Annotated in this window: 23 protein-coding genes; 9 read left to right on the forward strand and 14 right to left on the reverse strand. The window is 69.8% G+C overall.

Annotation, left to right across the window (positions count from 1 at the left end; translation table 11 throughout):
- Window positions 1–39 precede the first annotated feature (39 nt).
- Window positions 40–528, forward strand: a complete 489-nt coding sequence (locus CK951_RS00980; protein WP_096784401.1) for a peroxiredoxin — start codon at window positions 40–42, stop codon at window positions 526–528.
- A 15-nt stretch (window positions 529–543) separates the two neighbouring features.
- Here CK951_RS00980 and CK951_RS00985 read toward each other — a convergent pair whose 3' ends face one another.
- The 7 genes from CK951_RS00985 to CK951_RS01015 all read right to left on the reverse strand — a co-directional run bounded on the left by CK951_RS00985 (window position 544) and on the right by CK951_RS01015 (window position 7,207).
- Window positions 544–831, reverse strand: a complete 288-nt coding sequence (locus CK951_RS00985) for a 4a-hydroxytetrahydrobiopterin dehydratase (RefSeq protein WP_096784402.1) — start codon at window positions 829–831, stop codon at window positions 544–546.
- Window positions 828–1,442 carry a glutathione S-transferase family protein gene (locus tag CK951_RS00990; protein ID WP_096784403.1) on the reverse strand — a complete coding sequence of 205 codons (615 nt, stop codon included), beginning with the start codon at window positions 1,440–1,442 and terminating at the stop codon, window positions 828–830. Before CK951_RS00990 ends, CK951_RS00985 begins: the two co-directional genes overlap by 4 nt.
- A 10-nt stretch (window positions 1,443–1,452) precedes the next feature.
- Window positions 1,453–2,634 (reverse strand): GNAT family N-acetyltransferase, encoded by a 1,182-nt coding sequence (locus CK951_RS00995; protein WP_096784404.1) that lies wholly within the window; start codon window positions 2,632–2,634, stop codon window positions 1,453–1,455.
- Window positions 2,635–2,734: 100 nt separating this feature from the next.
- Window positions 2,735–3,505, reverse strand: a complete 771-nt coding sequence (locus tag CK951_RS01000; RefSeq protein ID WP_096784405.1) for a glycerophosphodiester phosphodiesterase family protein — start codon at window positions 3,503–3,505, stop codon at window positions 2,735–2,737.
- Entirely contained in the window at window positions 3,505–3,963 is a 459-nt protein-coding gene (locus tag CK951_RS01005; RefSeq protein WP_096784406.1) for a RidA family protein, read from the reverse strand. Before CK951_RS01005 ends, CK951_RS01000 begins: the two co-directional genes overlap by 1 nt.
- Window positions 3,964–4,172: 209 nt before the next feature.
- The gene (locus CK951_RS01010; protein WP_096784407.1) at window positions 4,173–5,474 is read right to left on the reverse strand and encodes an HlyD family type I secretion periplasmic adaptor subunit; all 1,302 of its coding nucleotides are present in this window, start codon (window positions 5,472–5,474) and stop codon (window positions 4,173–4,175) included.
- Window positions 5,471–7,207, reverse strand: coding sequence for a type I secretion system permease/ATPase (locus CK951_RS01015; protein WP_096784408.1), 1,737 nt, complete (start codon window positions 7,205–7,207; stop codon window positions 5,471–5,473). The genes CK951_RS01010 and CK951_RS01015 overlap by 4 nt, the downstream gene beginning before the upstream one ends.
- A gap of 204 nt (window positions 7,208–7,411) precedes the next feature.
- Between CK951_RS01015 and CK951_RS01020 the strand changes: the two genes are divergently transcribed.
- Together CK951_RS01020 and CK951_RS01025 are read left to right on the forward strand one after the other, a co-directional pair.
- The gene (locus CK951_RS01020; RefSeq protein ID WP_096787124.1) at window positions 7,412–8,200 is read left to right on the forward strand and encodes a VacJ family lipoprotein; all 789 of its coding nucleotides are present in this window, start codon (window positions 7,412–7,414) and stop codon (window positions 8,198–8,200) included.
- A complete protein-coding gene (locus CK951_RS01025) occupies window positions 8,190–8,813 on the forward strand; it encodes a phospholipid-binding protein MlaC (RefSeq protein WP_096784409.1) in 624 nt (207 codons plus the stop codon). The genes CK951_RS01020 and CK951_RS01025 overlap by 11 nt, the downstream gene beginning before the upstream one ends.
- Before the next feature lie 258 nt (window positions 8,814–9,071).
- On the opposite strand, the gene CK951_RS01030 is transcribed toward CK951_RS01025, so the two are convergent.
- Entirely contained in the window at window positions 9,072–11,333 is a 2,262-nt protein-coding gene (locus CK951_RS01030) for a transglycosylase domain-containing protein (protein ID WP_157764486.1), read from the reverse strand.
- 263 nt (window positions 11,334–11,596) lie between these two features.
- On the opposite strand from CK951_RS01030, the gene CK951_RS01035 reads away from it, so the two are divergent.
- Together CK951_RS01035 and CK951_RS01040 are read left to right on the forward strand one after the other, a co-directional pair.
- Window positions 11,597–11,935: a P-II family nitrogen regulator gene (locus CK951_RS01035; protein WP_096784410.1), complete on the forward strand. Its 339-nt coding sequence runs from the start codon at window positions 11,597–11,599 to the stop codon at window positions 11,933–11,935.
- A 26-nt stretch (window positions 11,936–11,961) separates the two neighbouring features.
- Window positions 11,962–13,314 (forward strand): ammonium transporter, encoded by a 1,353-nt coding sequence (locus CK951_RS01040; protein ID WP_096784411.1) that lies wholly within the window; start codon window positions 11,962–11,964, stop codon window positions 13,312–13,314.
- A gap of 154 nt (window positions 13,315–13,468) precedes the next feature.
- Here CK951_RS01040 and CK951_RS01045 read toward each other — a convergent pair whose 3' ends face one another.
- From CK951_RS01045 to dapA, 4 genes are all read right to left on the reverse strand, one after another.
- Window positions 13,469–14,653 carry an amino acid aminotransferase gene (locus CK951_RS01045; protein WP_096784412.1) on the reverse strand — a complete coding sequence of 395 codons (1,185 nt, stop codon included), beginning with the start codon at window positions 14,651–14,653 and terminating at the stop codon, window positions 13,469–13,471.
- 7 nt (window positions 14,654–14,660) lie between these two features.
- Window positions 14,661–15,509, reverse strand: coding sequence for a 3-mercaptopyruvate sulfurtransferase (gene sseA / locus CK951_RS01050; protein ID WP_096784413.1), 849 nt, complete (start codon window positions 15,507–15,509; stop codon window positions 14,661–14,663).
- A 99-nt stretch (window positions 15,510–15,608) separates the two neighbouring features.
- On the reverse strand, window positions 15,609–16,082 hold the full coding sequence (gene smpB / locus CK951_RS01055; protein WP_096784414.1) for an SsrA-binding protein SmpB: 474 nt from the start codon (window positions 16,080–16,082) through the stop codon (window positions 15,609–15,611).
- A 143-nt stretch (window positions 16,083–16,225) separates the two neighbouring features.
- A complete protein-coding gene (dapA, locus tag CK951_RS01060) occupies window positions 16,226–17,098 on the reverse strand; it encodes a 4-hydroxy-tetrahydrodipicolinate synthase (protein WP_096787125.1) in 873 nt (290 codons plus the stop codon).
- Window positions 17,099–17,249: 151 nt separating this feature from the next.
- Between dapA and CK951_RS01065 the strand changes: the two genes are divergently transcribed.
- Complete coding sequence (locus tag CK951_RS01065; protein WP_096784415.1) at window positions 17,250–19,217, forward strand: lytic transglycosylase domain-containing protein; 1,968 nt, start codon at window positions 17,250–17,252, stop codon at window positions 19,215–19,217.
- Window positions 19,218–19,457: 240 nt separating this feature from the next.
- Here the strand turns inward: CK951_RS01065 and CK951_RS01070 are convergent, their stop codons facing one another.
- The gene (locus tag CK951_RS01070; RefSeq protein WP_096784416.1) at window positions 19,458–20,519 is read right to left on the reverse strand and encodes an FAD-binding oxidoreductase; all 1,062 of its coding nucleotides are present in this window, start codon (window positions 20,517–20,519) and stop codon (window positions 19,458–19,460) included.
- A 55-nt stretch (window positions 20,520–20,574) separates the two neighbouring features.
- Here CK951_RS01070 and mnmD point away from each other — a divergent pair, with 55 nt between their 5' ends.
- Together mnmD and CK951_RS01080 are read left to right on the forward strand one after the other, a co-directional pair.
- Window positions 20,575–21,273, forward strand: a complete 699-nt coding sequence (mnmD, locus tag CK951_RS01075) for a tRNA (5-methylaminomethyl-2-thiouridine)(34)-methyltransferase MnmD (RefSeq protein WP_096784417.1) — start codon at window positions 20,575–20,577, stop codon at window positions 21,271–21,273.
- On the forward strand, window positions 21,270–22,154 hold the full coding sequence (locus CK951_RS01080) for a DMT family transporter (protein ID WP_096784418.1): 885 nt from the start codon (window positions 21,270–21,272) through the stop codon (window positions 22,152–22,154). Before mnmD ends, CK951_RS01080 begins: the two co-directional genes overlap by 4 nt.
- Here CK951_RS01080 and CK951_RS01085 read toward each other — a convergent pair.
- Window positions 22,105–22,590, reverse strand: coding sequence for a GNAT family N-acetyltransferase (locus tag CK951_RS01085; protein WP_096784419.1), 486 nt, complete (start codon window positions 22,588–22,590; stop codon window positions 22,105–22,107). The two genes, CK951_RS01080 and CK951_RS01085, sit on opposite strands and share 50 nt — an antisense overlap.
- Before the next feature lie 151 nt (window positions 22,591–22,741).
- Between CK951_RS01085 and smc the strand changes: the two genes are divergently transcribed.
- On the forward strand, window positions 22,742–26,197 hold the full coding sequence (gene smc / locus CK951_RS01090; RefSeq protein ID WP_096784420.1) for a chromosome segregation protein SMC: 3,456 nt from the start codon (window positions 22,742–22,744) through the stop codon (window positions 26,195–26,197).
- Window positions 26,198–26,200 lie beyond the last annotated feature (3 nt).

Genomic DNA, 26,200 nt, shown 5'->3' on the forward strand with positions numbered 1-26,200 from the left:
CCCGCCCTATCGGAAACGCAACGCGATGGGGACGACCACATGACGATTTCTGCGGGAGACCGGCTGCCCGAGGCAACGCTGATCCGGCTCGGGGCGGACGGGCCGGAACAGGTCACGCTGTCCGAACGTCTGAAGGGCCGCAACGTGGTGATCTTCGCCGTGCCCGGCGCCTTCACCCCGACCTGCCATTCGTCGCATGTCCCCAGCTTCATCCGCACGAGGGACAGCTTCGCCGGCAAGGGCGTGGACGAGATCATCTGCGTCGCCGTGAACGATCCCTTCGTCCTGAAGGCCTGGGGCGAGGCGACCGGCGCCGCCGAGGCCGGGATCTCGATGCTCGCGGATGCGGACGGGACTTTCACCCGCGCGCTGGGTCTCGACTTCGATGCGCCGCCGGTGGGTCTGCTCGGCCGCTCGAAGCGCTACGCGCTGCAGGCAGTGGACGGGGTGGTGACGGTGATCCACGTCGAGGACAGCCCCGGCGTCTGCGAGACCTCGGCCGGCGAGTCGCTGCTCGCGGCGATCTGACCGGCGCGGACGCCCTCAGCCCTGGGCGAGGGCGTCCATCCGCTGCGCAAGCTTCACGTCGCGCGCCGTCAGGGCGCCGGCGTCATGCGACGTCAGCGTGACCTCGACCGTGTGATAGACGTTGCGCCATTCCGGGTGGTGGTTCCACTTCTCGGCCCAGAGCGCGACGCGGGTCATGAAGCCGAAGGCATCGACGAAATTCGCAAAACGATAGGTCTTGGTGATCGCGTCGCGCGCGGTGTCGTGGCTCCATCCCGCGGCAACAAGCGATGCGAGGTCGGCGGGGTCGATCCGGTCGGTCATGCGCCCGCCTCCGCACGAAGCGCCTCGTCGGCGGCATTGGCCCGCGCCAGCGCCGGGCGGTTCTTCAGGCGGTCCCAGTAGGCGCGCAGGGCCGGCCGCTCGGGCAGGCTGCCGAAGGCGAGGCCCCAGCCGACCTGCGCCCCCATGTAGACATCTGCCGCGCTGAAGCTGTCGCCGGCAACGAACGGGCCGGACGACACCGCCGCCTCCAGCGTGGCCAGCATCCGTTCGAAACTGCCATAGCCGACCATCGCCGCGCGTTCGGGCGGGATCTCGACGCCAAGGGCGCGGTCAATCACCGCGGCCTCCAGAGGACCGGCGCCGAAGAACAGCCAGCGGTAGTAGGCGGCCGTGCCGCGGGGGCGCAGGCCCGCTTCGGGGAAGGCATCGGCCAGATAGGCGCAGATCGCCGCGCATTCGGTGATGACGCGCGGGCCATGCGTCACGGTCGGAACCTTGCCCATCGGGTTGATCGCAAGATACCCGGGGCTCTGCATGTCGGCGCCGTAGCCCAGCACCACGGTCTCATAGGGCTCGCCGATCTCCTCGAGCATCCAGCGCGCGATCCGCCCGCGCGACTGCGGGTTGGTGTAGAGCGTCAGCTTGTCCATCCGGTCCCCCTCACTCGCAGCTCCCGCCGCGGCGGAACGGGCCGTAGGCGGTGAGCACCTCGATTTCCTCGTCCGTCGCGCGCCGCTCGGCGTCGAGGTAGCGCGACACCGCATCGCCCAGGCCCGGATCCGCGAACCAGTGCAGCGAATGGATCGGCACCGGCAGGTAGCCGCGCGCCAGCTTGTGCTCGCCCTGTGCGCCGGCCTCGACCCGCGACAGCCCCTGTGCGATCGCCCAGTCGATGGCCTGATGATAGCAGAGTTCGAAGTGCAGGCAGGGGTGATCTTCTATGCAGCCCCAGTAGCGGCCGAAGAGCGCATCCCGGCCGATGAAGTTCAGCGCGCCGGCGACGGGGCGGCCGTTGCGCTCGGCCAGCACCAGCAGGATGTCGTGGCGCATCGTCTCGTGGAAGGCGGTGAAGGCGCGCCTTGTCAGGTAGGGCCGGCCCCATTTGCGCGATCCCGTGTCCTGATAGAAGGTCCAGAACGCATCCCAGTGCCGCGGCTCGATCTGCTCGCCGGTCAGGCAGCGGATCGTGCCGCCGAAGGCCTGCGCCGTCTCGCGCTCCTTCCGGACCGCCTTGCGCTTGCGCGAGGACAGGTCGCCCGTGAAGTCCGCGAAGCTCGCATAGCCGCGGTTCTGCCAGTGGAACTGCTGCGTGATGCGGTGGAGAAGGCCGAGCCGCGCCCCGGCCTCGGCCTCGTCGGGCGTGCAGAAGGTGACGTGCAGCGAGGATAGGGCGCTGCGTCCCGCGATCTCGACGGCGCCCCGGATCAGCGCGGCGCGGCCAATGGCCTCCTCGCCCGGGCGGGTGAGGAAGCGGCGCCCGGTGGCGGGCGTGAACGGCACCGCGATCTGCAGCTTGGGATAGTAGCGCCCGCCCGCCCGCTCGTAGGCATGCGCCCAGTTGTGGTCGAAGATGTATTCGCCCTGGCTGTGCGTCTTCGCATAAAGCGGCGCCGCGGCGATGATGCGCCCGCCTTCGCGCGCCACCAGCGGATGCGGCTGCCATCCCGTGCCCGGCCCGACCGAGCCGGAGCGCTCCAGTGCCACGAGGAAGCGGTGGGTGGTGAAGGGGTCGGCCGGCCTGCCGCCGCCGGCGGCTTCGGGGCAGGCGACGGCGTCCCAGTCCTCGGCGGCGATGTCGGCAATGCCCGGGAGGGCGGTGATCTCGATCTCGGCTGTCGTCATGCGCTGTTTCCGAACGGGCGAGGCGGGCCCCCTGGAGCTCGCGGACCCCGTAGGGGATCGCGGGCGGGCCGTGTGTCAGGTGGGGCCCGCCGCCGTCCGGTCAAGCCGGCAGGGGCGAAAGGTAGCCCTCGAAGGTCACGTTGTCGGCGATGCGGCGCGCCTTCGCCTCGTCAGTGGGCGACCGGATGGTCCAGCACAGGATCGCGGCACCGGCGGCCTTCAGCTCGGCCACCCGCGGGCGGGACAGGTCTGCCGCCTCGTGCGAGATGAAGCTGGCGCCCACGCGGTCGAAATCCGGGATCGCGCGCAGCCGCTCGCAGGTCTCGGCCGGGGTGGGCGCCCAGTCCTGCGGGTGGTAGCTGCAGGTGACGAGGCCGCGCGGCAGATGCGGGGCGAGCCTCGCCATCTCGGCGATGCTGTGCGGGTTGAACGACATCACCGCCACCGGCCCCGCGTAGCCTTCCAGCGCGCGGGCGGTCGCGGCTTCCAGCGGTCCGACCGTCGGCCCCAGCGCGCCATCCTGATCCTTGATCTCGATGAGAACCGGAACGCGGCCGTCGACCATCCCGAGGATCCGGCCCAGCGTCGGGATGCCCTCGTCGCTGTCGCGCAGCCGGATCCCTGCCAGTTCGGCGGCGCTGCGGGCAGATACGGGTCCCGTCGCGCCAGTCAGCCGGTCGAGGGCCTCGTCATGGAACACCATCGCCGCGCCATCCGCGGAAAGCTGCAGGTCGATCTCGATGCCGTAGCCCGCCTCCACCGCGGCACGGACGGCCGCGGGGGAGTTCTCGGGCCGGCCGGCGGCACGGTCGTGCAGCGCGCGATGCGCGATCGGCAGGCGCAGGAAGGCTTCGGGCAGGGGAACGCGCATCAGCGGATCTCGAAGATGGCCTCGATCTCGACGGCGACGCCGAAGGGCAGGCTCGCGGCCGAGACCGCCGAGCGCGCGTGCCGGCCCGCGTCGCCCAGCGCGGCGACGAGGAAGTCCGATGCGCCGTTGATCACCTTGGGCTGGTCGGTGAAATCGGCGGTGGAGTTCACGAAGCCCACTAGCTTCACGACGCGGACGAGGCGCGATAGGTCGCCCTCGCAGGCGCGGCGAAGCTGGGCAAGCAGGCTGATCGCGCAGGCACGCGCCGCCGCGGCGCCTGCCTCGAGGTCCATGTCGGCTCCGAGCTTGCCCTTGATCAGGCCGTCCGGTCCCTGGCTGATCTGGCCCGAGACATGGACGAGATTGCCGGTCACCACGAAGGGAACGTAGTTCGCGGCCGGGGCGGGCGCGTCGGGCAGGGTGACGCCGAGTTCGGCGAGGCGGGCTTCGATGGTCATGGCGGTCTCCGGTAATTTGCCGCCGAAGCTAGACCGCTCACCGGATAGCGGCAAGCGGGCTTCCGCAGCATCGCGCCAGCCTTCGGCCCGAAGCCATGCTTGTGCCCGCGCGCAATGCGCGCGGACCGTCGCATCAGGTGACCTGCCGCCGGCGGAGCGGAAGGCCGGGACCTCGGCTCGACAGGGGGCGATGGCCGCCCCGAGGATGGTCAGGTCTCCCGCAATGCTCGGTTGAAATAGTCCGTGAAGGGCTTCAGCAGGTAGGCGAGGGGCGACCGCTCGCGCGTGCGGATGAAGGCCTCGACCGGCATTCCCGGCAGAAGCTCGCGCTCCTCCAGTTTCTGCGCTTCGCCGGCATCCAGCGTGATCTCGGCGCGGTAGAAGGTGGTCTGGGTCTGGTTGTCGGTCAGCGCATCGGCCGAGAGGACGGTGACATGGCCGTTCAGTTCCGGCGTTGTGCGGCTGGAGAAGGCCGAGAACACGATCCGCACCGGCTGACCCACCTTCACCTCGTCGATGTGGATGGGCGGCACCTGTGCCGCGATGACCAGCGGGCGGTCCTGCGGGATCAGGTAGAGCACCGGATCCGCCGCCCGGATGACGGCGCGGGGCGTGGTCACCTGCAGCCCCAGCACGATGCCGGATACCGGCGCACGCAGGTCGAGGCGCGAGATCTGTTCGATCAGCGCGCTGCGGCGTTCCGCAAGCTCCAGCTCGCGATAGCCGAAGTCACGCAACTGGGTGATCGCCTCCTCCCGCCGGCTCGACCCGAGGTGGAGGATCTCGATGTCGAGTTCGGTGATGCGCCCCTCGGCATTGGCGCGCGAGGCGGCGAGTTCGCCCAGCTCGCCCTTCAGCCGGGCCTGCTCGCGCTGCAGGCTCAGGACCCGGCTGGCCTGCGCGAGGCCCTTCGACAGCAGGTCCTGCTGGTCGTCGAGTTCCTGTTCGATCAGGTTAAGCTGCGTTCCGAGCGCCGCGATCTGGGCATCCACGCCCTCGATCTGGCTCACGATCTGCGCCTTGCGCTTGCCCAGCTGGTCGATCTGCTGCGCAAGCGTCTCGCGCCGGGCGGCGAAAAGGCGCTGCTGGCCTTCGATCTGTTCGGCGACGGCCGGCCGCGTCCCGGCGGTCTCGACCAGCTCGGGCAGGAACGTGAGTGTTTCTGCATCGTCGCGTTCGGCCTCGAGCCGGGCGCGGCGGGCGATCAGCTCGAAAAGCTGCCCCTCGACGATGGCGAGTTCCGAGCGCAGCGCCGTGCCGTCGAGGCGCAGGAGGATGTCGCCGGCGGTGACCACCTTGCCTTCCTCGACCTCGATGCTCTCGACGACGCCGCCGTCCGGGTGCTGGACGACCTGGCGGTTCTGTTCGACCTCGATCTGGCCGGGCACCACGATGGCGCCGGCGATGCTGGAAAAGACGCTCCAGGTGCCGAAGCCGCCGAGAAGGACGGTCAGCGTCAGGAAGCCGAGGATCAGCGGGCCGCGGCCCGACCAGGGCGCAGGGCGGTTCATGTCACGCCTCCGGGTCCGGCGTTTCGCACGATCTCGGTGTGGTTCTTCACCATGTCGCGCAGCACCTGGTCCCGCGGTCCGAAGGCCGCGCGCACTCCGTTCTCCATAACCATCAGAAGGTCGCATTCCTGGATTGCGGCGGGCCGGTGAGCCATGATGAAGATCGACCCGCCTGCCTGTTTCATCGCCCGGATCGCGGCGTTCAGCGCCATCGACCCTTCGTTGTCCAGGTTCGAGTTCGGCTCGTCCAGCACCAGGAAGACCGGGTTGCCATACATGGCGCGGGCAAGCCCGATCCGCTGGATCTGCCCGCCCGACAGCCGCCCGCCGAGCGCCGAGACACGCGTATCGTAGCCCTGCGGCAGGGCCACGATCATGTCATGCGCCGCCGCCTTCCGCGCCGCCGCGACCACGGCTTCGCCGTCCGGAGCGCCCTTCAGCCGGGCGATGTTCTCGGCGATCGTGCCCTCGAACAGCACGACGCGCTGCGGCAGGTAGCCGACGTAGCCGCCCAGCACGTCCGGGTCATACTGGTCGAGCGCCGCCCCGTCGAGGCGGATCCTGCCGGTGGCCGGGCGCCAGACGCCGATCAGCGCCCGCGCCAGCGTGGACTTGCCCGAGCCCGAGGGACCGATCACCCCGAGGGCCTGACCCGGCTCGAGCCGGAAGCTGATGCCGCGCAGCACCGCGACCGCCTCGCCGGGCGGGACGACGCTGAGGTTCTGCGCCTCGATCAGCGCGCGGGGCCGGGGCAGCGCCGTGCGGGGCGGCTCCGACGGCTGGCGGGTCAGAAGCTCGGCCAGCCGTCGCCATCCCTCGCTGGCGCGCTGGACCAGCGACCACTGTCCGATTGCCATCTCGATCGGCGCGAGCGCGCGGCCCATCAGGATCGAGCCCGCGATCATGGCCCCCGCGCTCAGCTCCTGCCGCAGCACCAGCCACGCGCCGAGGCCCAGCATGGCGGACTGCAGGAACAGGCGCAGCGTCTTGGTCAGCGTGCCGAAGGCGCCGGTGAGATCCGCCGCCGACATGTTGGAGGCCAGGGCCGCGCCGCGCGCCTTCTGCCAGCGGTCGAAGCCCGCACCGGCCATGCCGAGAGCCTGGACCAGCTCGGCCTCGGCCTTCAGGTTCTCGGCGAAGCGGTCGGCGTGGAGCGAGCTTTGGGTTGCGCGCTGCATCGGCGCCTCGGACAGGCGCTGGTTCAGCAGGGTGACGATGACCAGCACCACGCCGCCGCCGACGGCGAGCCAGCCCATCCACGGGTGGAAGACGAAGATCGCGCCCACGAAGAACGGCGTCCAGGGCATGTCGAACAGGGCCAGCAGCACCGGCGAGGACCACAGGCGCTGCACGGACTCGAGGTCGCGCTGCGCGGCCAGGGCGGCCGGATCGCCTGGCGCGACCGAGAGGCGCCGCACAGCGGCCTCGAACACCCGGCGGTCCAGACGGTCCTGAAAGCGGGCGCCGACCCTTGCCATCACCCTTGCCCGCGCATGATCGAGAAGACCCATGGCTACGAACAGGAATGTCACCAGAAGCGACAGGGCGAGCAGCGTCTCCTCCGATCGCGAGCCGAGCACCCGGTCGTAGACCTGCAGCATGTAGAGCGGACCCGTCAGCATCAGCAGGTTGACGAACACGCTGAAGACGAAGGCCGCCACCAGCGATCCCAGCGAGATGCGGCGCGCGGCGCGCAGTTCTTCCAGTCCCTTGCGGATGTCGAGCGCTATCATTGCCTTCCTTTCGGTGCGTCGCCTGTTTCGCACGACGACCTTTCGCGTCCATTTACAGCGGGAAAAGTCGGCGCAATACCCCCCAGTTGCACTGAGGCAGCGTTTCGCTCGTTGCCTTGGCCGCTCAAGCTGCTTATGGCTTGTGCTTTGATTGAAATGGCGATTCCTCTTCGCGCGGCATCGTTGCAGATCGGGATCATGAGCGTGGAACACCGAACATCCAGCATCCAGGGGCACCGAATCATGGCCCGTTGCGCCCTTCTGGCGGTTCTCGTGGCCTCCGTCTCGGCCTGCGCCGGAACCGCCGGTCCGACCCAGGCGATCAATGACCCGGACGAGGCCGACAACCGCAAGATCCACGAGTTCAACAAGTCGTTCGACCGCAACTTCGTTCGCCCCCTGTCGCAGGGCTATTCACGGTTGCCCGATCCGGTGGAACGCGGGATCGACAATGTCGCCGAGAACTTCGACCTGCCGAAGGAGGCGCTGAACAGCCTGCTTCAGGGGCGGCCGGTCGCCGCGCTGGAGAACACGGCGCGCTTCGCCGTCAACTCGACCGTCGGCCTCCTGGGGATCTTCGATCCCGCAGGAGAGATGGGCCTTGAGGGGCACGAGACGGATTTCGGCGAGACCCTGTATGTCTGGGGCGCCGAGGAAGGCGTCTATGGCGAGGTTCCGTTCTTCGGTCCGCGGACCGAGCGCGACGTCGTCGGCGAGGTGGTCGACATCGCGATGAACCCGCTTCGCCTGATCGTGCCCTCGGCCTTCGGGCCGTTCGGCACGGCGGCCGAGGGCGCCTCAATACTTGGTGAACGGGCGCAGTATTCCGACACGATCGACTCTGTCCTATATGAAAGCGCCGACAGCTATGCTCAGAGCCGGCTGCTCTACCTGCAGAACCGGCGCTTCGAGCTTGGACAGACCGGCGGTGCGGACGATGTCTACATCGACCCCTACGCCACCGACCCCTATGAGGATTTCGATGCCCAATGAACTTTCCCCCTTCGCAAGGCCCAACCGTCGGCTCGTGACGGCGGGCCTGGTGGCGGGCCTGGCCGCTGGCGTCATGCCCTGGCGCGCGGAGGCGCTTGATACGGCCTCGGCCCGCGCGCTGGTGGTCCAGGCCGTGGCGGAGGTGAACCGCACGATCAACTCCGGCAAGTCCGAGCAGGCCATGTTCGCCGATTTCGAGCGGCTCTTCGTGCAGTATGCCGATGTGCCGGCCATCGCGCGCACCGCCCTGGGTGTCGCGGGCCGCAGCGCGAGCAGGGCGGAACTCGCCGCCTTCACGAAGGCCTATCAGGGCTACATCAGCCGCAAGTATGGCAAGCGCTTCCGCGAGTTCATCGGCAGCGAGATCAAGGTGATCGACGCCCGCCAGATGAAGAGCGCGGTCGAGGTGATCTCGACCGCCTACCTGCGCAACGAGAACCCCTTCGAGGTGCGCTGGCATGTCTCGGACAAGTCGGGGCGCCCGGCCTTCTTCAACATCATCATCGAGGGCGTGAACATGCTCGCCTCGGAGCGGACCGAGATCGGCGCCATGCTGGACAGGCAGCGCGGCTCGATCCCGGCGCTGACCGAGCAGCTGAAACGCGCGAGCTGACCGCGCCTGAGCCTCCGAAGGCCTGAACGCCGCCCAGCCGGGCGGCGTTTGCATTGCGGGGCAGGCGGTCGTTCAGGCGGTGGTCCGGTCGGCGCGGATCGGCGGTATGACCGGAGGCGGACAGCGACGTCGATACGGCAAAGGGGGCACACCCGGCGCCCATGCCTGAAGCGCGACCGCCGGCCGGGGTCCGGCTCCCTTTCCGGGATCCGGCGCCGCATCACCGCAGCAGGCGGATCCGTCCCTGGACGGAGCGGGTCAGTTCCGCCCGCCGCCGAAGATCCCCAGCACGTCGCGCACGATCTGTTCGCCGGCGCTGGGCGGACGCGGCGCCGCCATCCAGTCGCCGGTGTCGCGCGGTGCAGGCGCCGCCTGCCAGTCGCCGGTATCCTGCGGCACCGGGTCGGTCCGCACGTCCGAGGAGGTGCGGGGCGGCAGGCGCGGCTCGGGAACGATCTTCTCCAGAGGCCGCGGGACGAGGCCCTCGTGGACGCGCAGCATCACCTCGTGCCAGATCTCGGCCGGAAGGCCGCCGCCCGTGACGCCCTTCAGCGGCGTGTTGTCGTCGTAGCCCATCCAGACGCCGGCGACGTAGTCCGCCGTGAAGCCCACGAACCAGGCATCGCGCGCGGCCTGGGTGGTGCCGGTCTTGCCCGCAGCCTCCCAGCCGGGAATGCGGGCGCGCGTTCCGGTGCCGGACTCGATCACCTGCGTCATCATGTAGGTCAGAAGCCGCGCCGCCTTCTCGGAGATCACGCGCTCGCCGATGCCGCCTTCCTGCCCGATCAGCGGCTGGTCGTCGCCCTGCAGCTTCAGTTCCAAGAGGCCGTAGGGACGCACCGCCGAGCCGCCGTTCAGGATGCCGGCATAGGCGCCCGTCATCTCGAGGAGCGTCGCCTCGGACACGCCGAGCGCCAGCGCGGGCCCGGCGGCAAGGTCGCTCTTGATGCCGAATTCGGTCGCCACCTGCCGGACCTTGTCGCGTCCCACGGCCTCGGTGATCCGCACCGCGGGGATGTTCAGCGACTGCTTCAGCGCCGTGGTCAGCGTCACGAGGCCGCGGAACTCGCGGTCGTAGTTGGCGGGCGTCCATGGCCCCGAGCCCTTCACCATCACGGTGAGCGGGCTGTCGTCCACGAAATCCGCCGGGCTGTAGCCGAGATCCATGGCCGCGGCATAGATGAACGGCTTGAAGGCCGAACCCGTCTGGCGCAGCGCCTGCGTCGCGCGGTTGAAGGCCCCCGCCGCCTCGACCTTGCGGCCGCCGACCATTGCGCGCACCGCGCCATCGGCCGACATCACCACCACCGCGGCCTGCGCCTTCGAGCCTGCGCTGACCTTCGTCGCGAAGACATCGGCCAGCGCGCTTTCCGCCGCCTTCTGCAGGCGCTGGTCCAGCGTGGTGCGGATGATGACGTCCTCGGTCGTGTCCTTGGTCAGGAAGGTCGGCCCCGACTCCATCACCCAGTCCGCGAAGAACCCGCCCGAGCGGCTCTGCGCCGCCTCTGACAGCTGCGCGGGGTTGCGCCGCGCCTTGTCGGCCTCGTCCCGGGTCAGGTAGCCCTGCTCCTCCATCAGGCCGATGATGACGTTCGCCCGGTCGCGCGCCCGTTCAAGGTTCGCCGTCGGCGCATAGTAGGACGGCGCCTTGAGCAGGCCGGCCAGCATGGCGGCCTCGGCCGCGTTGACGACATTGGCCGACTTGCCGAAGTAGCGCTGCGCCGCCGCCTCGAAGCCGCGCGCGCCGGCGCCAAGGTAGGCGCGGTTGAAGTAGATCGTCAGGATCTCGGCCTTGGAATACTTCGCCTCCATCGCGAAGGCGAAGGGCACCTCCTTCACCTTGCGCCAGATCCCGCCCCGGCGGCAGTCGGCCTCATACTCGGCCTCGCTCTTCCACTGCTTGGGATCGTAGGTCACGCCAAGGCACAAGAGCTTCGCCACCTGCTGCGTGATGGTCGAGCCGCCGTTGCCCTCCAGCGGTCCGCGCCCCTCGCTGAGGTTGATCTTGATGGCCGAGGCGATGCCGCGCGGGCTGATCCCGAAATGGCCGTAGAAGCGGCGGTCCTCGGTCGCGACCACCGCGTCCCGCAGGTGGTCCGACACCGAATCCGAGGTGATCATGCCGCCGAAGGTCTCGCCCCGCCAGGCGAAGACCTTGCCGTCGCGGTCGAGCATGGTGACCGAGCCGCGGGCGCGTCCGTCCACCAGTTGCGAGACCTCGGGCAGTTGCGAGTAGAAGTAGTAGGACGAGAGCCCGACGACGAGGCCGACCGACGCCGCGATGCGCCAGCCGATGCCCCAGACGATCCGCCAGACGAAGCGGAAGATCCCCCAGACCAGCCCGAAGACCCATGCGACCAGCGCCGAGAGCGGATCGCGCTTCTTCCTGCGCCGCGGTGCCGGGGGACGCCCGCCGCCTCCGCCCGACTTGGGCTTGGCCGTCGTCGCATTCCGCGCCGGGGGCGCGCCATATCGCCTGTCCGCCACCAGGGGCGGACGCCGTCCGTTCGACCCGCTCATGCCTGCCTTGTCCGTCGTTCGTCCCGCCGGGACTTTCGCGCGACTCTACCCGCAGGGACAGGGAATGTGGAGCCGCACCGGCTTTAAATCGGCTCTTCATGTTGCATTAAAAATGGGCGAATGCGCGGGTTGGTGCAAAAAATGTGCAACTTCTCGATGTGGGGGGCGCAGGTTCGCTGCCGTCCTGTTGTCGCCTGCCGATGGAGCGAGCCTTGTGGCTGCGTGGGGTCCGAAAGCGGCCCAATGCAGAACAGGGGATCGTCGTGAAACTCATCATTGCAGCAATCAAGCCGTTCAAGCTGGAGGAGGTGCGCGAGGCGCTCACCACCATCGGCGTCCGCGGCATGATGGTGACCGAGATCAAGGGCTTCGGCTCTCAGTCCGGCCACACGGAAATCTATCGCGGGGCTGAATATGCCGTGAACTTCGTGCCGAAGGTCCGCCTCGAGATCGTCGTGCCCGACAGCCTGGCCGACCCGGTGGTGGAGACGATCCGCACCACGGCCAAGACCGACAAGATCGGCGACGGCAAGATCTTCGTGCTCGACGTCGAACACGCTGTCCGCGTGCGCACGGGCGAAATCAACGACGACGCGCTCTGACGCGGACGGCAGAGGGATAGGGTAAGATGAAGAAACTTTCGCAACTTTGGGGCCTCTCCGCGCTTGCCGCGGCAGCCGCCCTGCCCGCATGGGCGCAGGAGGCCGCCACCGAGGCGGCCGAAGCCGCGGCCGAGACCGTCACCCCCGTCATGGACAAGGGCGACGTGTCGTGGATGCTGATCTCGACCGTGCTGGTCTTCTTCATGATCCTGCCCGGCATCGCGCTGTTCTACGGCGGCCTCGTGCGCGCGAAGAACATGCTGTCGGTGCTGATGCAGTGCACGCTGATCTGCTGCGTCGTGATGGTGATCTGGGTGCTCTACGGCTATTCCTTCGCCTTCGGCGGCGGCACCAGCCCGTTCTGGGGCGGCCTCGGCAAGCTGTTCCTCGCGGGCGTCACGCCCGACTCGATGTCGGCCACCTTCTCGGCGGGTTACGTCATCCCGGAATACCTGTTCATCTGCTTCCAGATGACCTTCGCGGCCCTTACCCCGGCGCTGATCGTCGGCGGTTTCGCCGAGCGGATCAGGTTCTCCGCAGTGCTGATCTTCGCGGTGATCTGGGTAACCTTCGCCTATTTCCCGATCGCCCACATGGTCTGGGATGCGAATGGCCTGATCTTCAAGTGGGGCGCGATCGACTTCGCCGGCGGCACCGTGGTGCACATCAACGCGGGCGTTGCGGCTCTGATCGGCGCTCTGATGCTCGGCAAGCGCGTGGGCTTCGGCAAGGAGAACATGGCGCCGCATTCGATGGTCATGACCATGATCGGCGCCTCTATGCTGTGGTTCGGCTGGTTCGGCTTCAACGTGGGCTCGAACCTCGAGGCGAACGGCGGCGCCACCCTCGCCATGATCAACACCTTCGTGGCCACCGCGGCCGCCGTGATCGCCTGGTCGCTGATCGAGGCGCTGCAGCGCGGCAAGGCCTCGATGCTCGGCGCGGCTTCGGGCATGATCGCGGGCCTCGTCGCCGTGACGCCTGCCTGCGGCACCATCGGCCCGATGGGGGCCATCGTCCTTGGCGCCCTCGCCTCTGTCGTCTGCTACTTCTTCGTGACCACCGTGAAGAACGCGCTGGGCTATGACGACAGCCTCGACGTGTTCGGCATCCACGGCATCGGCGGCATCATCGGCGCGGTCGGCACCGGCATCCTCTCGGCCGGCACCTTCGGCGGCGTGAAGGTCGAGGATTACTCGATCATCGGCCAGACCACGATCCAGATCCAGGCCGTCGCGGTGACGATCATCTGGACGGCCATCGTCTCGGTCGTCGCCTACAAGGTCGCCGACCTGATCGTGGGCCTGCGCGTCGATACTGAAAGCGAGCGGATCGGCCTCGACCAGACCTCGCACGGCGAATCGGCCTATCACGCCTGAGACAGACGGGGCGGCGGGTTCCTCCTCCCCCTGCCACCCCGAAAGCGGAAGGCCCGGACGATGGTCCGGGCCTTCTTCGTTCCGGGTCGGTTTGAGGTCCGCGGCAGCGCCGCACGCAGCCCCCTCGACGGGGGCGGCGGGCGGCACCTCCCCGTCAGCCGCGCAGCACCTCAGCCACCGCGCGGGCCAGCACCGGCACGGTCGTCCGGTTCAGCCCGGCGATGTTCAGCCGCGAGTCGCCCACCATGTAGACGGCGTGTTCCGTGCGCAGCTTCTCGACCTGCTCGGGGCTCAGGCCGAGGCGCGAGAACATTCCGCGGTGCTCGGAGACGAAGCCGAAGCGGTCCGATCCCGTCTCGGCACGCAGCGCCTCGGCCAGCAGTTGCCGCAGCGTCAGCATGTTCAGCCGAACCTCTTCGAGCTCGGCCTTCCAGTCCGCCGTCAGCGACTCGTCCTCGAGGATCATCGTCACCAGCCGCGCGCCGTGGTCCGGCGGGAACGAGAAGTTCTGCCGGTTCAGGAAGTTGAGGTTTCCCTGCACCACCGCCTTGCCCTCGGCCCCGCCGATGGCAATGAGGATGCCGGTCCGCTCGCGGTAGATGCCGAAGTTCTTCGAGCACGACGCAGCAATCAGCACCTCGGGCAGCTTCGAGGCGATCAGCCGGGTCGCTGCGGCATCTTCCTCCAGCCCGTCGCCGAAGCCCTGGTAGGCGAGGTCGATCAGCGGAACGGCGCCCGCCTTGGCGATGGCGGCGCAGATCGCCTCCCACTGCACCGGGTTCGGGTTGGCGCCGGTCGGGTTGTGGCAGCAGCCGTGCAGCAGCACCACGTCGCCCGCCTTCACCTGCGCGAGGTCGGCCATCATGCCGTCGAAATCGACCGCACCCGACTCGGCGTCGAAGTAGCGGTACTCCTGCATCGGGATGCCGAGGTACTTCACGATGGTCAGGTGGTTCGGCCACGTCGGGTTCGAGATCCAGACGGTGGCCTGCGGGGAAGCCATGCGCACCAGCTCCAGCGCCTGCCGCACCGCCCCCGTGCCGCCCGGCGTCGCGACCGAGGCCACGCGTTCGCCAGAGACAGCCCCGCCGAGGATCAGTTTCACCATCGCCGCGTTGTAGGCGGGCTCGCCCGCGAGGCCGGTGTAGGTCTTGGTCGTCTCGACCTCCCACAGCCGCTTTTCGGCCGCCTTCACCGCGCGCATCACCGGGGTCAGGCCGGTCGGGTCCTTGTAGACGCCCACGCCGAGGTCGATCTTGCCGTCGCGCGGATCCTCGCGGAACATCTGGATCAGTTGCAGGATCTTGTCCGCAGGTTGCGGCTTCAGGGCGGTCAGCATTCCTTCGTCATCCTTTCGCGACCTTGAGATCGTCGTACATGCCCCATTCGGCCCAGGAGCCGTCGTAGAGCGCATGATTGCGGTGCCCGATGATCTCGAGCGCGAGGCTCAGCACGGCGGCGGTCACGCCGGAGCCGCAGGTGGTGATCGCGGGCTTCGCGAGATCCACGCCCGCCGCCTCGAAGATCGCGCGCAGTTCGGCGGCGGGCTTCAGCGTGCCATTGCCGGTCAGCAGCGTCTGGAACGGCACGTTCTTCGAGCCGGGGATATGGCCGCCGCGCAGGCCCGGCCGCGGCTCGGGTTCGGTGCCCTTGAAGCGGCCTTCGGAGCGGGCGTCGATGATCTCGGCCTCGGCAAGCTTCGAGGCGTGGGCGACCTGCGTCACGTCCTTCACGAGGCCCGCCTGTCGCTGCACGGTCATGTGGCGGTCGCGCACGACGGGCGGCATGTCCTCGAGCGGATGGCCCTCGGCCGTCCATTTCGGCAACCCGCCGTCGAGCACGGCGACATCGGTCTTGCCCATCAGGCGGAAGGTCCACCAGACCCGGGGCGCGGACAGGATGCCCGCGCCATCGTAGATCACCACCTGGTGACCGTCGCCGATGCCCATCGCCCGCATCCGGCTGATGAACTTCTCGGGCGGAGGCGCCATGTGCGGCAGGGCCGAGCGCAGGTCCGCGATCTCGTCGATGTCGAAGAAGCGGGCGCCGGGAATGTGGCCCGCCTCGTATTCGGCGCGCGCGTTGCGCCCCATCGCGGGCAGATACCACGAGGCGTCGATGATCCTCAGGTCGGGATCCCGCAGGTGGGCGGCGAGCCAGTCGGTGGAAACGAGCGTTCTGGGATCATCGGTCATGGCGGGCTCCTCGGAAAGCCAATCCCGCTTAATCCGGCGGCTCTCCGCAGGCAAGCCCGCATGGCCGTGACCTCTGGGCGCGGGACGACCGTCGCCGGCTCAGACGTTCTGCTTCAGCAGGCGCTGCTTCTCGCGGTTCCAGTCGCGCTTGGCCTCGGTCGCGCGCTTGTCGGCGAGCTTCTTGCCCTTGGCGATGCCGATCTTCAGCTTCACGATGCCGCGGTCGTTGAAATACATCCGGATCGGCACGATGGTCATGCCCTCGCGCGCCGTGGCGTTCCAGAGCCGGGCGAGTTCCTTGCGCGAGACGAGCAGCTTGCGCTTGCGGCGCTCTTCGTGGCCCCAGGTCTTGGCCTGCAGGTAGGGGGCGATGTAGCCGTTGATCAGCCACAGTTCGCCATTCTCGACCGAGGCGTAGCTTTCGCCGATGTTCGACCCGCCCTGCCGGAGCGACTTCACCTCGGAGCCCATGAGGATGATGCCGGCCTCGATCTCCTCCTCGATGTGGAAATCGAAGCGGGCGCGACGGTTCTCGGCGATGAGCTTGCTGTTGGGGTCGGAATGCTTGGCCATGACGCGACCGAGATAGGCGAGCGGCGGGGCGCTGTCCAGCGTCGCGCGGGGAGGGTGCCGTCCGAGGGGGCATCGAGCCCCCTCGGACGGCGCTGCCGCGGAGGGTGGAACCGGCGGCGCGATCTGGCCGCCGGTGCAAGGTATCAGATCAGGCCGGCGTGGCGCATGGCGGCATCGATGCGCGCCCTGGTCGGATCGGTGAGGCCCACGAGCGGCAGGCGCACCTCGTCGGAGCAGCGGCCGAGCTTCGAGAGCGCGTATTTCGCCCCCACCAGCCCCGGCTCGAGGAAGATCGCCTCGTGCAGCGGCATCAGGCGGTCCTGATACTCCAGCGCCTTGGCAAAATCGCCGGCGAGCGTGGCCTGCTGGAACTCGGCGCAGAGGCGCGGGGCCACGTTGGCCGTGACCGAGATGCAGCCCACGCCGCCGTGCGCGTTGAAGCCGAGCGCCGTCGCATCCTCGCCCGAGAGCTGGATGAAATCCGTTCCGCAGGAGGCGCGCTGCTGGCTCACGCGTTCGATCTTGCCCGTGGCATCCTTCACGCCGATGATCCGGGGCAACTGCGCGAGCTTGCCCATCGTCTCGGGCGTCATGTCGACCACCGACCGGCCGGGGATGTTGTAGATCACGATCGGCAGGCTGCAGCAGTCGTGCAGCGCAGTAAAATGCGCGATGAGCCCGGCCTGGGTCGGCTTGTTGTAGTAGGGCGTCACGACCAGTGCCGCATTGGCGCCGACGCGTTCGGCAAAGCGGATCAGCCGGATGCCCTCGGCGGTCGAATTCGAGCCCGCGCCCGCGATCACCGGCACGCGGCCTGCGGCGGCGGCGACCACCGCCTCGATCACCGTCTCGTGCTCCTCATGGCTGAGCGTCGGGCTTTCGCCCGTGGTGCCCACCGGCACGAGCCCGGTCGAACCTTCGGCGATCTGCCAGTCCACGAGTTTCTTCAGCGTGTCCAGATCCAGCTCGCCGTTCTTGAACGGCGTCACAAGGGCAGGGATCGACCCTCTGATCATGACACGCATCTCCATCTGTTGGGCAGAGTCGCCCGGTTGAAACCGCGCCTTCCTAGCGTTCGCCGCAGGGCTTGCCAAGTTGTCGCCGGGACGCGGGCGGCTCTTGCGGTTGTGTGTTGCGGGCCGGTCCGCGCTTGGGCAGATTGCGCCCATGTCTTGCCCCCGTTCCGCCCGTCTCCCGTCGATCCGCGTTCTCGCGCTTCTGATCCTGCCGCTGCTGGTGGCGCTGCCGCCGGTGGCCCGTGCCGACGATCCCGAGGGCCTTCGCCTCGCCATGCGGCATGCCTGGGGCAAGGACTGGGGCGAGGCCGCGGCCCAGGCGCGGGCGACGGGGCCCCTGGCGCAGTCGATCGTGGAATGGCAGCGGCTTCGATCGGGCGAGGGGCTGCTGGGCGACTACGAATCCTTCCTGGCGCACCACGCCGACTGGCCGGGCCTGAAGCTGCTGCGCTCGGAAGGCGAGGAGGCGGTGGCGCGCTCGACCACGCCCTCGCGCGTGATCGCGTACTTCGGCTCGCGGGCGCCTGCCACGGCCATGGGCGCGATCGCGCTGGCCCGGGCGCTGGCCGGGACGGGGCGGCAGGCCGAGGCCGAGGCGGTGATCCGCCGCGCCTGGACCAGCCTTGCCTTCGATCCCGAGGAGGAGGCCCTTGCCCTGTCCTTGTTCCCCGACGTGCTGGCCCGGGCGCATGAGGAGCGCCTTGACATGCTGCTGTGGCAGAACCGCCCCGAGCAGGCGCGCCGGATGCTGCCGCGGGTGTCGGACGGCTGGAAGCGGCTGGCGGCGGCGCGGCTCGCGCTGCGGGCCGATGCCGATGGCGTGGACGGCCTGATCGCCGCCGTTCCGCCCGCGCTGGCGGACCATCCGGGCCTTGCCTACGAACGGTTCCTGTGGCGGTCGCGCAAGGGGCGGGACGCGGAGGCGGCGGCGCTGATGCTCGAACGCTCGCGCAGCGTCGCGGATCTGGGCGATCCCGAGCAATGGGCCGGGCGTCGCGCCGGGCTGGCGCGGGCGATGAACGAGGAGGGCGACCCGAAGACGGCCTATCGCCTCGCCGCCTCGCACCATCTGGAGGGCGGCGCGGATTTCGCCGAACTGGAGTTCTTCGCCGGCTTCGTGGCGCTGCGGAAGCTGGACGATGCCGAGACTGCGCTTGCGCATTTCCGGCGGCTTCAGGCGGCGGTGCGCACGCCGATCAGCCTGTCACGGGCGCTCTACTGGCAGGGGCGGGCGCTTGAGGCGCTGGGGCGGTATGACGACGCAGGGGCGGCCTTTGCGGCGGGTGCGAGGCACCAGACGGCCTATTACGGCCTGCTCTCGGCAGAGCGCGCCGGTATCGCCATGGATCCGGCACTGATCGCACCGCGCGCCGTGGGCGACTGGCGGCAGGCGGGCTTCGCCTCGTCGTCGGTTCTGGCTGCCGGGCGGCTTCTTCTGGCTGCGGGCGAGCGCGATCTTGGCAAGCGTTTCCTGCTGCATCTGGCCGAGTCGCTCGACGAGGGCGACCTCGACCGGCTGGCCGGCATGGCGCTGGAGATGGGCGAGCCGCATGTGGCGGTCCTGATCGCCAAGCAGGCGGCGGACCGGGGCATCATCCTGCCGCACGCCTATTTTCCGGTGCCGGACCTCGTCCCGCCGGACGGGCTGCCGGTCAGCCGCGCCCTGGCGCTGTCGATCGCGCGACGCGAGAGCGAGTTCAATCCGGTCGTCGTGAGTCCGGCGGGCGCGCGCGGGTTGATGCAGGTGATGCCGGGCACGGCCAAGCTGATTTCGGCGAAGGTCGGGGTGGATTACGAGCTGCGCCGGCTGACAGGCGATCCGGCCTACAACGTGCGGCTCGGCACGGCCTATCTGGCCCAGCTGGTGGAAGAGTTCGGTCCTTCGCTGGCACTGGTCGCCTCGGGCTACAATGCGGGACCGGGGCGGCCGCGGCGCTGGATCGCCGAGTTCGGCGATCCGCGTCAGGCCCATGTCGATGCGGTGGACTGGGTGGAGCAGATCCCGTTCTCGGAAACGCGCACCTATGTCATGCGGGTGACCGAATCCGTGGTGATCTATCGCGCGAAGCTTCGCGGTGCCGCGGGCGCCGTCCGCATCACCCCCGAGTTGAAGGGGTGAGCGGCGTCCCGCGGACGCTCCGGTGGAGCGTCCGAGCCGCGAACGGGCGACCCGTGGGAGCCCAATGAGCGGCGTCCCGCGGACGCTCCGGTGGAGCGTCCGAGCCGCGAACGAGCGACCCGTGGAGCCCAGTGAGCGGCGTCTTGCGGATGCTCCTGTGGAGCGTCCGAGCCGCGAACGGGCGAGGCGCGGGAGCCCAATGGGCGGCGTCTCGCGGAGGCTCGTGGATCGGAGCCCGCGCTACTCCTCCGACTTGATCCGCTTCTTCAGCGAGGCTTCGACGCGGAAGCCCTCGGGGATCTCGTCCCGGCCCTCGAGCACGAGGGCGGCCATGACCTCGCCCACTTTCGGGGCCATGCCGAAGCCGATCTTGAACCCACCATTGGCGACGTAATGCCCCGGCCGGCCCGGCCACTCGCCCAGCATCGGCGCAAGACTGCGGGCGCGCGGGCGCAGGCCCGCCCAGCGGGTCAGCACCGGGGCATCCGCGAGCCAGGGGCAGAGCGCCACCGCGCGGGCACGGACCGCGTCGAGCTGTTCGTCGGTGGTGTCGGGCGAGGTCCATTCGTTCTCGGCGGTCGACCCGACGGCCGTCGTGCCATCGCCGTGCGGCACGATCAGCAGGCCGGTCGCAAAGACCTGCGGCCGGTCCCGCGCATCGAGGCCCACGATCATCGCCTGGCCCTTCACGCCGCTGCCGACCGGCTTGCCCAGATCCTCGGACAGCGCCTGAAGACCGGCGACGCCGGTGGCCCAGACAACGGGTCCTGCCTCCTCGGCATCGCCGATGATCACCTCGCCGCCGCGCGCGCGGATCGCCTCGACCAGCGCGGCCGTGCCCATCCGCGGATGGATCCGGGCGGTGAGGGTGTCGTGGATCATCAGGCCGGTCGGGCTTTGCGGCACGAACTCGCCCTCGGCCGGGACGACCTCCCAGCGGAACCGGCCCTGCCAGAGCGTCTTGGCCTCCTCGGCGCGCGAGCAGGCATGCTCCACCGCGCGGTCGTCGGCCAGCGGCTGGTAGCGGCCGAGGCGGGCATAGCCGGTGGGCAGGCCCGAGGCATCGGCGACCTCGGCCCACCATGCCTCGCCCATCGCGAGGCTGTCGAACTGGAACGCCTTCTTGTCGTTCCACTGCTCGGGCACATGCGGCGAGAGCGCGCCCACCAGCCCGCCCGACGAGCCGGCGCCGATCGCCTTCGTCTCGATCAGCCGCACCTTCGCCCCGCGCTTCGCGGCGGCCCAGGCGACCGCAAGCCCGAAGATGCCGCCGCCCCGAATTGTCACATCCGGCGTTGTCATTTCCCGCGCCCTCGCCCACTGTCGCCACTTCCAGAGAAAGCAGGCTTTAGGACAGATGCCAGCCACAGGCCAGAGCGCGGATGTCGCGCGGAACGCAGGCGTCGACTGGCGCGACGGGGTGATCCCGGTCTCGACACGCTTCGACGACCCCTATTTCTCGCTCGCCGACGGCCTGGCCGAGACGCGGCACGTCTTCCTGTCCGGCAACGGCCTGCCCGCGCGGTTCCGCGAAGGGTTCCACATCGCCGAGCTTGGCTTCGGCACCGGGCTCAACATGCTGGCGGCGCTGATCGCGTGGCGGGCGGCGGGCGCGCAGGGGCGGCTGCGCTTCACCTCGTTCGAGGCCTTTCCCCTCGCCGCGCCCGAGATCACCCGCGCCCTTTCCGCCTTCCCCGAGGCCGAGGCGGTGGCCGGCCCGTTCCTCGAAGCCTGGGCCGCCGGTCGTTCGCGCTTCGTGAATGACGGGATCGAGGTCGAAGTGATCCTGGGCGACGCGCGCGAGACCCTGCCTAGCTGGGCGGGCCGGGCGGACGCATGGTTCCTCGACGGCTTCTCGCCCGCGAAGAACCCCGAGCTCTGGTCGCCGGAGCTGATGGCGGAAGTGGCCCGCCACACCGCGCCCGGCGGCAGCTTTGCCACCTACACCGCCGCTGGGCATGTGCGCCGGGCGCTGGAGGCCGCGGGCTTCGCGGTCTCCCGGCAGCCCGGACACGGGCGCAAGCGGCACATGACGAGCGGGATCCTACCGGCATGACCGAGCAGAACACCCGGCTCGGCATAGGCCTCATGGTGCTGACGACCTTCATCTTCGCGCTGCAGGACGGCATCTCGCGGCATCTGGCCGAGCATTACAGCGTCTTCATGGTGGTGATGATCCGGTTCTGGTTCTTCGCCGCCTTCGTGATGCTGCTGGCGGCGCGGCAGGCCGGGGGCCTCGCGCGGGCCGCACGCTCGCGCTATCCGCTGCTGCAGGCGCTGCGGGGCGTGCTTCTGGTGGCCGAGGTCTGCGTGATGGTCATCAGCTTCGTGAAGCTCGGGCTGGTGGCGAGCCACGCCGTTTTCACCTGCTATCCCCTTCTGGTCGCCGCGCTTTCCGGGCCGGTTCTGGGCGAGAAGGTGGGGTGGCGGCGCTGGACCGCCATCGGCGTCGGCTTCACGGGGGTCCTCGTGATCCTGCAGCCCGGCGTGGCGGTCTTCTCGCCCTGGGCGCTGGTGCCCTTGCTCTGCGCCTTCATGTTCGCGGTCTATGGCCTGCTCACGCGGTTCGTCGCGCGGGGCGATCCGGCCTCGGTCAGCTTCTTCTGGACGGGGACGGTGGGCGCGCTGGCGGTGACGCCGGTCGGCCTGTGGTTCTGGGAGCCGATGGCACTGGTCGACTGGGGCTGGATGGCGGCGCTCTGCTGCACGGCGGCCTTGGCGCACTGGTGCCTGATCCGCGCCTATGAATTGGCCGAGGCCAGCGCCGTCCAGCCCTTCGCCTATCTGCAGCTGCCCTTCGTGTCGGTTCTGGGTCTCACGATCTTCGACGAGACGCTGACGACGAACGTCGTCATCGGCGCCGGGATCGTGGTGGGTGCAGGGCTATTCACGCTGTGGCGGCAGCAGGTGCGGGAAAAAGATCCTTCCGGAAGGTGAGCGAGGTCGGCCGGTCGAAGCCCGGATGCGCGGTTGCCGCGACCTGCCGGAAACCCAGAGCGCGGAAGGTCGCGTGGTTCTCGACCAGCTCCACCCGCGTCTGCAATTCCAGCGCCGGCAGGCCCAACGCCCGCGCCCGTGCCTCGGCCGTGGCGACGAGGGCCCGGGCGAGGCCGCGGCGCTGCATCGACGGGTCCACCGCGAGCTTGCCGAGGTAGAGGCAGTCGGGCTTGGGCGTGAGGAACAGGCAGGCCGCAAGTGGATCGCCCGCCAGCCAGACCTCGCCCTCGCGCGCCTGTGCCGCGATGGCCTCGGGCGTCAGGCGGTGCATCGAGGACGGCGGATCGATCCGCCCCTCCATCCCGGCGAAAGCGCGCCGGATCAGGGCGAGGATCGCTGGCCAGTCTTCGGTTCCGGTGGCTTTGCGCGGTGTCATGGGGCCATCTCACAGCGTCACGGCCTACGGGTCAACGGCAACATCTTGGGGATAACAGGCCACAACCCGCCATATGAGGGGCCCGGCGGTTGACTTGCCCAGCCCCAGACCGGACCATGCCGAACCGACCGGGAATCAGAAGGAACGCGCCTTGCGGTTCAGCCGCCTCCGTCTCAACGGCTTCAAGAGCTTCGTGGACCCCACGGATCTGGTGATCCACGAGGGGTTGACGGGCGTCGTGGGGCCGAACGGCTGCGGCAAGTCGAACCTGCTCGAAGCCTTGCGCTGGGTGATGGGCGAGAACCGCCCAACCGCGATGCGCGGGGCGGGGATGGAGGACGTGATCTTCGCCGGCGCCGCGACGCGGCCGGCGCGCAACTTCGCCGAGGTGGCACTGGTCATTGACAACGCCGACCGTCTCGCGCCCTCGGGGTTCAACGATGCGGACACGATCGAGATCGTGCGGCGCATCACCCGCGACGCGGGCAGCGCCTACAAGGCCAACACCCGGGACGTGCGCGCGCGCGACATCCAGATGCTGTTTGCCGATGCCTCGACCGGCGCGCATTCGCCGGCGCTGGTGCGGCAGGGGCAGATCTCGGAACTGATCAACGCCAAGCCCAAGGCGCGGCGGCGTATTCTGGAAGAGGCCGCCGGGATCTCGGGCCTCTACCAGCGCCGGCACGAGGCCGAACTGCGGCTGACGGCGACCGAGCAGAACCTCGCCCGGGTCGAGGATGTGCTGGAGCAGCTGGCCCAGCAGCTTTCGACGCTGGCCCGGCAGGCGAAGCAGGCCGCGCGCTACCGCGAGATCGGCGAGGAACTGCGCCGGGCCGAGGGCTCGCTGCTCTACCGCCGCTGGCGCGAGGCCGATCAGGCGCGGACCGAGGCGCTGGCCGCGCTGCGCGAGCGCATGGTGGTGGCCGGCCAGTCCGAGGCCACCGCGCGCAAGGCCGCAACGCTGCGCGCCGAGGCCGAGGAAGCCCTGCCGCCGAAGCGCGAGGAGGAGGCAGTCTCGGGCGCAATCCTGCAACGCCTGACCGTGCAGCGCGACGCCCTTGCCGCCGAGGAGGATCGCGCGCGCGCCACCATCGCAACGCTGATGTCCCGGGTGGACCAGCTTTCGCGCGACATCGAACGCGAGACGGGGCTGAACCGCGACGCGGCCGAGACCATCGCCCGGCTGGAATGGGAACGCGACGCGCTGGAAAAGGCGCACGAGGGCCATGACGAGCGGCTGACCGAGGCGAGCGACGCCGCGCATGAGGCCGCCGCAATCCTTTCGGAACGCGAGGAGGTGCTGTCCGAGCGCACCGAGGACGTGGCACGGCTTTCCGCGCGCCATCAGTCGGCGCAGCGGATGCTGGCCGACACGCGCACGACCGTCGCCCGCTCCGAATCCGAGGCTGCGCGCGCGCGCGACGCCGTCGAAGGGGCCGCCGAGGCGCAGGAGCGCGCCGCCGAGGCCTTCGAGGCCGCGGCCTCGGCCCAGGAAGAGGCGCAGGAGCGCGCCGAAGCCGCCGAGGAGGCGCTGGTTCTGGCCGACGAGGCCCGCGCCGAGGCGCAATCGCGCGAGGCCGAGGCCCGGGCCGCCCGCTCCGCCGCGGAAGGCGAGGCCAATGCCCTGCGGGCCGAGGTGGCGGCACTCGCCCGGCTGGTCGAGCGCGAGGCGCAGGCGGGAACCCAGCTTCTCGACCGGGTGCAGGTGGAGCCGGGCTACGAGGCCGCACTGGGCGCGGCGCTGGCCGATGACCTGCGCGCGCCCGAGGTCGAGGCCGGGGCGCGCTCGGGCTGGGCACTGCTGCCGGATTACGACGATGCCGCGGACCTACCCGCGGGGGGCGAGCCGCTGGCCTCGCATGTCGGGGTGCCCGAGGTGCTGCGCCGCCGGATCGGCCAGATCGGTCTGGTCGAGCGCAGCCGGGGTGCGGCCCTGCAACCCCTTCTGCGGCCGGGGCAGCGGCTGGTCAGCCTTGAGGGCGATCTCTGGCGCTGGGACGGGTTCCGGGCGGGGGCCGAGGATGCGCCCTCGGCCGCGGCGTTGCGGCTGAAGCAGCTGAACCGGCTGGTGGCGCTGAAGCGCGATCTCGAGGAGGTCGCCGCGCGGGCGGAAGGCGCGCGTCAGGCGCATGAGGCGCTTCAGGCGCGGCTGGCGCAGTTGACCCGCGCCGATCAGGAGGCGCGCGAGGCCCGCCGCGCCGCGGATGCGCGGGTGACCGAGGCGAGCCGCGCGGCCTCGAAGGCCGAGGCGGAGCGGTCCATTGCCGGTGGCAAGCTGGAATCGGCCCGCCTTGCGGTGAAGCGTTACGAGGACGAGGCGGCCGAGGCCCGCACCCGCCTGCGCGAGGCCGAGGCTGCGGTACTGGCGCTGCCGGATCTGGACGCCGCGCGCTCGGGGATCGAGGATCTGAAGATGGCGGTCGAGGCCGCCCGGATCACCATGATGTCCCGCCGCTCGCAGGCCGACGAGTTGCGGCGCGAGGGCGAGGCGCGGCTGCGGCGCCGGCAGGAGGTGACCAAGGACCTTTCGGGCTGGAAGCACCGGCTGGAGACCGCCGAGAAGCGCAGCGCGGAACTTGCCGAGCGCAAGGCCCAGACCGAGGAGGACCTGCGCGAGGCCTCGGAAGCGCCCGAGGAGATCGCCGCCCGCCGCGAGGATCTGGCCGAGGCGATCGAGGCGGCCGAGGAGCGCCGCAGCCGCGCTGCGGATGCGCTGGCGGCGGCCGAGACGGCGCTGCGGGATGCCCAGACCGCCGAGCGCGAGGCCGAGCGTCAGGCCGGTGAGGCGCGCGAGGCCCGTGCCCGCGCCGAGGCGCGCGCCGACGCCGCCGGCGAGGCGCTGGAGCTTGCCGCGGAACGCATCCGCGAGGAGACCGAACGCACGCCCCAGCAGCTGCTGGACCTGCTCGGCACCGATCCCGACCGTATCCCGACCGTCGAGGCGCTGGAAACCGACATCGCCCGCCTCAGGCGGCAGCGCGAGGCGCTGGGCGCCGTCAACCTCCGCGCCGAGGAGGATGCGCTTTCGGTGCAGCAGGAATACGACACGCTGCGCAGCGAGAAGATCGACCTCGAGGAGGCGGTGAAGAAGCTGCGCGCCGGCATCCAGGGCCTGAACCGCGAAGGACGCGAGCGTCTGCTGACCGCCTTCGAGCAGGTGAACGCCAGCTTCGGCACGCTCTTCACCCATCTCTTCGGCGGCGGCGAGGCGCGGCTGGTGATGGTGGAAAGCGACGACCCGCTGGAGGCGGGGCTGGAAATCATGTGCCAGCCGCCGGGCAAGAAGCTCTCGACGCTGTCGCTTCTGTCGGGGGGCGAGCAGACGCTGACGGCGCTTGCGCTGATCTTCGCGGTGTTCCTGGCCAATCCTGCGCCGATCTGTGTGCTGGACGAGGTGGACGCGCCGCTCGACGACGCGAACGTGACGCGGTTCTGCGACCTTCTGGACGAGATGACCCGGCGGACCGAGACGCGATTCCTGATCATCACCCACCACGCGGTGACGATGGCGCGCATGGACCGCCTGTTCGGCGTGACCATGGCCGAGCAGGGCGTCAGCCAGCTCGTCTCCGTCGATCTCAAGAAGGCCGAGTCGCTGGTGGCCTGATCG

Origin of the sequence: Rhodobacter sp. CZR27 (genome assembly GCF_002407205.1) — a bacterium.
Lineage (GTDB): Bacteria > Pseudomonadota > Alphaproteobacteria > Rhodobacterales > Rhodobacteraceae > Cereibacter_A.

Bases quoted from the DNA above. Each gene is read 5' to 3' on its own strand.
- CK951_RS01010 (WP_096784407.1), bottom strand. From the start codon at position 5,474: ATGAACCGCCCTGCGCCCTGGTCGGGCCGCGGCCCGCTGATCCTCGGC.
- CK951_RS01000 (WP_096784405.1), bottom strand. From the start codon at position 3,505: ATGCGCGTTCCCCTGCCCGAAGCCTTCCTGCGCCTGCCGATCGCGCAT.
- CK951_RS01065 (WP_096784415.1), top strand. From the start codon at position 17,250: ATGTCTTGCCCCCGTTCCGCCCGTCTCCCGTCGATCCGCGTTCTCGCG.
- CK951_RS01040 (WP_096784411.1), top strand. From the start codon at position 11,962: ATGAAGAAACTTTCGCAACTTTGGGGCCTCTCCGCGCTTGCCGCGGCA.
- CK951_RS01045 (WP_096784412.1), bottom strand. From the start codon at position 14,653: ATGCTGACCGCCCTGAAGCCGCAACCTGCGGACAAGATCCTGCAACTG.
- CK951_RS01030 (WP_157764486.1), bottom strand. From the start codon at position 11,333: ATGAGCGGGTCGAACGGACGGCGTCCGCCCCTGGTGGCGGACAGGCGA.
- CK951_RS00980 (WP_096784401.1), top strand. From the start codon at position 40: ATGACGATTTCTGCGGGAGACCGGCTGCCCGAGGCAACGCTGATCCGG.
- CK951_RS01025 (WP_096784409.1), top strand. From the start codon at position 8,190: ATGCCCAATGAACTTTCCCCCTTCGCAAGGCCCAACCGTCGGCTCGTG.
- mnmD (WP_096784417.1), top strand. From the start codon at position 20,575: ATGCCAGCCACAGGCCAGAGCGCGGATGTCGCGCGGAACGCAGGCGTC.
- CK951_RS01085 (WP_096784419.1), bottom strand. From the start codon at position 22,590: ATGACACCGCGCAAAGCCACCGGAACCGAAGACTGGCCAGCGATCCTC.
- CK951_RS00990 (WP_096784403.1), bottom strand. From the start codon at position 1,442: ATGGACAAGCTGACGCTCTACACCAACCCGCAGTCGCGCGGGCGGATC.
- CK951_RS01015 (WP_096784408.1), bottom strand. From the start codon at position 7,207: ATGATAGCGCTCGACATCCGCAAGGGACTGGAAGAACTGCGCGCCGCG.
- CK951_RS01070 (WP_096784416.1), bottom strand. From the start codon at position 20,519: ATGACAACGCCGGATGTGACAATTCGGGGCGGCGGCATCTTCGGGCTT.
- CK951_RS00985 (WP_096784402.1), bottom strand. From the start codon at position 831: ATGACCGACCGGATCGACCCCGCCGACCTCGCATCGCTTGTTGCCGCG.
- CK951_RS01005 (WP_096784406.1), bottom strand. From the start codon at position 3,963: ATGACCATCGAAGCCCGCCTCGCCGAACTCGGCGTCACCCTGCCCGAC.
- smpB (WP_096784414.1), bottom strand. From the start codon at position 16,082: ATGGCCAAGCATTCCGACCCCAACAGCAAGCTCATCGCCGAGAACCGT.
- CK951_RS00995 (WP_096784404.1), bottom strand. From the start codon at position 2,634: ATGACGACAGCCGAGATCGAGATCACCGCCCTCCCGGGCATTGCCGAC.
- dapA (WP_096787125.1), bottom strand. From the start codon at position 17,098: ATGATCAGAGGGTCGATCCCTGCCCTTGTGACGCCGTTCAAGAACGGC.
- CK951_RS01080 (WP_096784418.1), top strand. From the start codon at position 21,270: ATGACCGAGCAGAACACCCGGCTCGGCATAGGCCTCATGGTGCTGACG.
- sseA (WP_096784413.1), bottom strand. From the start codon at position 15,509: ATGACCGATGATCCCAGAACGCTCGTTTCCACCGACTGGCTCGCCGCC.